Below are 6935 nucleotides of genomic sequence, written 5' to 3' on the forward strand. Positions count from 1 at the left end.
GGAGACATCACATGAGCAAACCCCTCGAAGGCATCAAGATCATCGACTTCACGCACGTGCAGGCCGGCCCGGCTTGTACCCAGCTGCTGGCCTGGTTCGGCGCTGACGTGATCAAGGTGGAACGCCCGGGTTCGGGCGACGTCACGCGTAACCAACTGCGCGATATCCCCGACGCCGATGCCTTGTACTTTACGATGCTCAACAGCAACAAGCGCTCGTTGACGCTGGACACGAAGACGCAGGAAGGCAAGGAAGTGCTCGAAAAGCTGGTGCGCGAATCCGACGTGCTGGTGGAAAACTTCGGCCCGGGCGCGCTTGATCGCATGGGCTTCTCGTGGGAGCGTCTGAACGAACTCAACCCGAAGCTGATCATGGCCTCGGTGAAGGGCTTCTCGGACGGCCACCATTACGATGACCTGAAGGTCTACGAGAACGTGGCACAGTGCGCAGGCGGTGCCGCTTCGACGACGGGTTTCTGGGACGGCCCCCCCACGGTGTCGGCCGCAGCGCTCGGCGACAGCAACACCGGCATGCACCTCGCCATCGGTATTCTGACGGCCATTATCGGTCGTGGTCAGACGGGCCGTGGCCAGAAGGTGGCTGTCTCGATGCAGGATTCGGTCATCAACCTGTGCCGCGTGAAGCTGCGCGACCAGCAACGTCTGGACCGTGTCGGCTACCTCGAAGAGTATCCGCAGTACCCGCATGGCGAGTTCAGCGACGTCGTGCCGCGTGGCGGCAACGCCGGCGGTGGCGGTCAGCCGGGTTGGGTGCTCAAGTGCAAGGGCTGGGAAACGGACCCGAACGCTTACATCTACTTCACGATTCAGGGCCACGCCTGGGAGCCGATCTGCCGTGCGCTGGGCAAGCCGGAGTGGATCAGCGATCCGAACTACGCTACGCCGCAAGCCCGTCAACCGCACATCTTCGACATCTTCGCGACGATCGAAGCGTGGCTGGCCGACAAGACCAAGTACGAAGCGGTCGACATCCTGCGCAAGTTCGACATTCCGTGCGCACCGGTGCTGTCGATGAAGGAAATCGCGAACGATCCGTCGCTGCGTGCGTCGGGCACCATCGTCGAAGTGCCGCACAAGGAACGCGGCTCGTACCTGACCGTCGGCAGCCCGATCAAGTTCTCGGGTCTGAAGCCGGAAATCACGGGCTCGCCGCTGCTGGGTGAACACACCGACGAGATCCTGGCCGAGCTGGGCTACAGCAAGGACCAGATCGCGAACCTGCATACGTCGCGTTCGGTTTAAGACCGACGGTCACCGCACTCGCGTGATGCCGCCGCCGCCTTCGGGGGCGGTGGCACATGCGATGCGCATGACCGGTGTGCAAGCCAGAGGTGTTCATGGGTGCGGCTTCTCGCGAAGTGCGCACCCGTTTTCATTTTCGGGACCGTGCTGTCCGCTAATTGATGTACTTTATTGGCATGTTTGGCAGTCGTGCCAATCGCCATCCCCCACAAAAAGTCCTGGAGACAACATGAGCGTATCCGTCGACGTCAATCAACTGGTAGAGGTGGTGGGCGACGCGATCGTCGTCGCCGATCCGAACAACATCATCACGCTGTGGAATTCCGGCGCGCAGAAGATGTTCGGATTCACGGCCGCAGAAGCCGTCGGGCAACCGCTCGACATCATCATTCCCGACCGTCTGCGCGCACGTCACAACGAAGGCTATGCCAAGACGATGGCGACAGGGCAGACGAAGTACGGCAGCGATCTGCTCAAGGTCCCCGCCGCACACAAGGACGGCCGCGCGATGTCGATCGCGTTCACGGTGGCGCTGCTGCACGGCGACGACGGGGCGGTCACCGGCATCGTCGCCGTGATTCGCGACGAGACTGCGCGCTTCCAGGAAGATCGCCAACTGCGCAAACGTATCGCCGAACTCGAGGCGAAGGTGGCCGCCACGGCAAACTGAGGCGGGTAGCGACGACCGCATGACATCGGCAGGGCGGCACTGACGCGCGTTCGAGAACGCGAAAAAGGGCCAGCCGATTTACCGGATGTCTTCGACGAAGCACCGGTTCGCAACACCCCTGAAAGGGCGTGTGTCGCGAACCGGTGCTTTTTCTTTTTCGACGGTTGAAACGCAACGCGCGACGGTCTATGTGTATTTTGTATTCAATATATTAAAAAGATCGCTATTCCCCGTGACGCTCGTTGACCGAATTCGCCGCGTGAAACGCATGCCTGTAAACCCGTACGCCGGCCCGTCGCGGGGTGTGATGTTGCAGTGCGGAGACCCTTTGTTCATAGGGGTTTGGGCGATCTTTAGGGTAGATATGTCGCGACACAGCAAATCGTATCGGCAACAAAAAGCCGTTGATAAAATATCGTGTATGAAATACCGTATATCACAACAAACGGACAACGATGTGACTGGCGCTCGAAGAAGCGACGCGCATCGCCGGATCCGGCAGGACTGGGGGCCGAAGTCGGCCACGACGGCATTTCCCCGCGTCTTGCGCACCGATCACATAAACGACGTCGCATCAGGAGGAGACAAACCACCATGGGCAAAGCACTCGAAGGTGTGCGCATTCTCGACTTCACGCACGTGCAGTCGGGACCCACGTGTACGCAACTGCTGGCATGGTTCGGCGCCGACGTAATCAAGATCGAACGCGCGGGCCACGGCGACGTCACGCGCGATCAACTGCGCGACATTCCCGACGCGGACAGCCTGTACTTCACGATGCTCAACAGCAACAAGCGTTCGATCACGCTCGACACGAAGCATCCGGAAGGCAAGGCGGTACTCGAGCGCATGATTCGCGACTGCGACGTGCTGGTGGAGAACTTCGCACCCGGTGCGCTCGATCGCATGGGCTTCACCTGGGAGCACATCCATTCGCTGAACCCGCGCATGATCGTGGCCTCGGTCAAGGGCTTCGGTCCCGGCCCCTACGAAGACTGCAAGGTCTATGAGAACGTGGCGCAGTGCGTGGGCGGTGCCGCATCGACGACGGGGTTCGACGACGGTCCCCCAATGGTGACGGGCGCCCAGATCGGCGACTCCGGCACCGGGCTGCATCTGGCGCTGGGTATCGTCACGGCGCTCTATCAGCGCACGATGACCGGCGAAGGCCAGCGCGTGCTGACCGCAATGCAGGACGGCGTGCTCAACCTGTGCCGCGTGAAGTTGCGCGATCAGCAGCGCCTGGAACGCGCGCGCGTGATGGAGGAGTATCCGCAGTTCCCGAACGGTCAGTTCGGCGACGCGGTGCCGCGCGCCGGCAATGCCTCGGGCGGCGGTCAACCGGGCTGGATTCTCAAGTGTCAGGGCTGGGAGACGGATCCGAACGCCTATATCTACTTCATCACGCAGGCGCCGGTGTGGGGTTCGATCTGCAAGGTGATCGGCAAGCCCGAGTGGGTGGAGCACCCCGACTACGCCACGCCGCGTGCCCGCCTGCCGCGCCTGCGCGAGATCTTCGACATCATCGAGGCGTGGACCATGACCAAGACGAAGTTCGAGGTCATGCGCATTCTCAACGAGTACGACATTCCGTGCGGTCCGATCCTGTCGATGAAGGAAATCGCGGAAGACATGTCGCTGCGCGAGACCGGGACCATCGTCGAAGTCGATCACCCGACGCGCGGCAAATACCTCACCGTCGGCAATCCCATCAAGCTCTCGGCCAGCCCCACGCATGTGGAACGCTCGCCGCTGCTCGGCGAACACACCGACGACGTGCTCTCGGAATTCGGCTACAGCTCGCAGCAGATCGCGGCGCTGCGTGAAGTCGGCGCGGTGTAGACGGAGCCAGACGCCGGTGCCAGACGCCGGCGCCAGGCTCCGGCACCAGACTCGCTCGCCCCTCGCGTCTGCACAAGGCAGATGGGAATGACATCAAGACACCGCGCCCGGCGCGCACATGGCCAACGTTGCCGTGCCGCCGGGACGTTACAGGAATGGCAAACGCATGAAGCTCTGGACCCGTTTCAAGACCGCTCACGGACGCATTGGCTTCGGCCTGCTGCAGGGCGACCACATTCTCGAACATCGTGGCGATCTCTACGATCAGCCGATCGCCACGGGCGCGACGATTGCGCGCGACGCCGTCGATCTGCTGTGTCCCTGCGAGCCGAGCAAGATCGTCGCGCTGTGGAACAACTATCACGCGCTGGGCGCGAAGCTCGGCAAGGCCGCGCCGTCGCATCCACTGTTCCTCATCAAGCCTGCGACCACGCTCAACGGTCCCGACGCCGTGATTCGTCGTCCGCTGTCGTATGCGGGCAAGATCGTTTTCGAGGGCGAGCTGGGCGTGGTGATCGGCAAGACCGCGAGCCACGTGAGCGAGGAAGCCGCACGCGATCACATTCTCGGCTACACGCTGGTCAACGACGTGACCGCGGCTGAAATCATCGAGCAGGACGGCAATTTCGCACAGTGGACGCGCGCCAAGGGCTTCGACACGTTCGGCTGCCTCGGTCCCGTCATCGCGCAGGATTTCGACTGGCGCGAAGCCGAACTGGTCACGCGGCTCGACGGCACGGAGCGTCAGCGCTATCCGCTCGCCGACATGATCTTCAATCCGTGGCAACTCGTCGCGCGTCTGTCGCAGGACATGACGCTGTTGCCCGGCGACGTGATCGCGGTGGGCACGTCCATCGGCGTGGGCTCCATGAAAGAGGGCGCCCTCGTGGAAGTGAGCATCGACGGTCTGGGCACGCTCGCCAACCGCATGGGCTGACGCACGTCGGCGCGCGCAGTAGAACCGATTTCACGGTGGTCGGCCGGGGTGGCAATGGCCTGAGTCGATCGCCCTTTTTCATTCTGGCCTGAGCGGTGTCAGGCCATCGGCATCAGCGAGTCTGCCTGCCGCGCTAGTGCGCGGCGGGCGGTGGTACCGGACTCTTGTACGCCATCATGCCGTCGATGCGCGCGGCGCCTTCGTCGAGCAGGAACTGACGAAACGCGAGTGCGACGGGCGGCAACCGTTTGCTGCGGCGATGCACGACGTACCAGCTTTGCCAAGCCGGAAAGCCCTTCACGTCGAGCACGACCAATTGACCGGTCTGCAGCTCCATGCCGACGGTATGCGCGGACAGAAAGCTGATGCCCATGCCCGCGACGACGGCTTGCTTGATGGTCTCCGTGCTGGCGATCTCCATCGTGATCTTCAGTTGCTGGGTGCGATGGCCGAAGGCGTCCTGCAGGGAGTTCCAGGTGTCGGACCCGCGCTCGCGGCTGATGAACGGTTCTTCGGTCAGCCGTGAAAACGGAATCTGGCGCTCGCGGGCCAGCGGGTGCCCGGGGGCCGCCACGATCACATAGGGGTGCGGCGCGAAGGCCTCGTTGATCGTGTCGATCTCGTGAGGCGGTCGCACCATCACCGCCAGATCGGTCAGGTTTTCGGTGAGCTGGTGCAGCAGTTCCTCGCGGTTATGCACCGTGAGGTTGAGTGTCACGCCGGGATAGCGCGAGGTGAACGCCGCGAGCAAGCGGGGGAAGAAGTAGTCGCCCGCACTGATCACGGCCACATTGAGCTTGCCGCCGGTAATGCCCTTGAGGTGATCCATCGCCTCTTCGGTCTCGCGGAACAGCGCGATGATCGCGCGGCTGTAGTGAAGCATTTCGCTGCCCGCCGGGGTGAGGAAGACCTTCTTGCCCAGTTGCTCGAACAGCGGCAGCCCGGCGTGTGTCTCCAATTGCTTGACCTGTGTGGAGACGGCCGGTTGCGTGAGGTGAAGTTCTTCGGCGGCGCGCGAAAAGCTCAAATGGCGCGCCACGGCTTCGAAGACCTTCAACTGACGGAGTGTGGCGTGTTTCATGCGGCGAGCATCCGGAAAAGTAGGGCAGGAGACCGGTGCTGCGCAGCGATTCGCGCTCACTCGGCGTGCTGAAAGGGAAGCACAGGGAAGTATAAGTAATCGTTGATGGTTTGCATAATTAACTTTAACTGTCTTTTATATGTCGGGCTGCGTAATCTGCAATGGCAGCCCGGAAGACGGTGGTGTGACAGCAAAGCGTCGGTGACGCGTCATGCCAGGCGAGAGCGGGACTGCGTGGTTCTGGAGACGATCACTGATCTTGGGAGAACGCCAACATGTCTGTCATCGAAACGCACATCAAGCCCGCGGCACTGGCACCGGTTGCCAATGCCCATCTGCACGCGTTCAACAACGCTTTCGTCGAGCTGGGTCTGGACTGGTACTGGGATAACCACACGTACACCCGCTTGCTGCACACGACCGGCAATCAGGATTTGCCGCTGGCGTATCTCGAAGGGGTTTCGGCACAAGCGTTGCGCATGGCCGAGCTGGTGATGATCGGGGCTTACCTCGACGGTCATCAGCCACACCTGCTGCGCGCCTACGAGCCGGAATTCCTGTGCGACCTGATTCACTGCACCAAGGTGCGTTGCTTCGAAGCCGCCAATGAAGGGCGTTCGATGCAGGCACCGCGAGTCGCTGCGGCCTGAGTTTCACAACACCACAGGGGCTCAGACCCCGAGACAATAACTATGCATATTGGCATTCCAAAGGAGACGGCCGGCGGCGAATCCCGCGTCGCGGCCACACCGGAAACGGTGAAGAAGCTGGTGAGCGCAGGGCATCGCGTCACCGTGGAGCATGGCGCCGGTGACGCGGCGAGCGTACCCGATGCGGCCTATGTCGCGGCCGGTGCGTCGAGCGGTACCGCCGCGCAAGCGCTCGGTGCGGAGCTCGTGCTGAAAGTCCGCGCCCCGTCGATTGCCGAGGTCGCGCAAATTCCGCGCGGCACGGTACTCGTCGGCATGCTCAACCCGTTCGATGCCGAGAACAATGCGCGCATGGCTGCCGCAGGCATCGTCGGTTTCGCTTTGGAAGCCGCGCCGCGCACCACGCGTGCGCAAAGCATGGACGTGCTGTCCTCGCAAGCCAACATCGCCGGCTACAAGGCCGTGATGCTCGCCGCCAACCTCTATCAACGCT

General features: G+C 62.4%; 7 protein-coding genes. 6 read left to right on the forward strand and 1 reads right to left on the reverse strand.

The window, feature by feature from the left end; genetic code table 11:
* Window positions 1-11: 11 nt before the first annotated feature.
* From frc (ABWO90_RS21015) to ABWO90_RS21030, 4 genes are all read left to right on the forward strand, one after another.
* Entirely contained in the window at window positions 12-1262 is a 1251-nt protein-coding gene (gene frc, locus ABWO90_RS21015) for a formyl-CoA transferase (protein ID WP_353193172.1), read from the forward strand.
* Between the two features lie 229 nt (window positions 1263-1491).
* Window positions 1492-1932 (forward strand): PAS domain-containing protein, encoded by a 441-nt coding sequence (locus ABWO90_RS21020; RefSeq protein ID WP_353193173.1) that lies wholly within the window; start codon window positions 1492-1494, stop codon window positions 1930-1932.
* Window positions 1933-2526: 594 nt separating this feature from the next.
* Window positions 2527-3774 carry a formyl-CoA transferase gene (gene frc / locus ABWO90_RS21025; protein ID WP_353193174.1) on the forward strand — a complete coding sequence of 416 codons (1248 nt, stop codon included), beginning with the start codon at window positions 2527-2529 and terminating at the stop codon, window positions 3772-3774.
* Between the two features lie 166 nt (window positions 3775-3940).
* Entirely contained in the window at window positions 3941-4711 is a 771-nt protein-coding gene (locus tag ABWO90_RS21030; RefSeq protein ID WP_353193175.1) for a fumarylacetoacetate hydrolase family protein, read from the forward strand.
* 133 nt (window positions 4712-4844) lie between these two features.
* Here ABWO90_RS21030 and ABWO90_RS21035 read toward each other — a convergent pair whose 3' ends face one another.
* A complete protein-coding gene (locus ABWO90_RS21035; RefSeq protein WP_353193176.1) occupies window positions 4845-5792 on the reverse strand; it encodes a LysR family transcriptional regulator in 948 nt (315 codons plus the stop codon).
* A gap of 275 nt (window positions 5793-6067) precedes the next feature.
* On the opposite strand from ABWO90_RS21035, the gene ABWO90_RS21040 reads away from it, so the two are divergent.
* Together ABWO90_RS21040 and ABWO90_RS21045 are read left to right on the forward strand one after the other, a co-directional pair.
* Window positions 6068-6442: an HAD family hydrolase gene (locus ABWO90_RS21040; protein WP_353193177.1), complete on the forward strand. Its 375-nt coding sequence runs from the start codon at window positions 6068-6070 to the stop codon at window positions 6440-6442.
* 42 nt (window positions 6443-6484) lie between these two features.
* Window positions 6485-6935: Rossmann-fold NAD(P)-binding domain-containing protein (locus ABWO90_RS21045; RefSeq protein ID WP_502922670.1), on the forward strand; the 451-nt coding region annotated here is incomplete at its 3' end.

Source organism: Pandoraea pnomenusa, from assembly GCF_040391475.1.
Lineage (GTDB): Bacteria > Pseudomonadota > Gammaproteobacteria > Burkholderiales > Burkholderiaceae > Pandoraea > Pandoraea pnomenusa_C.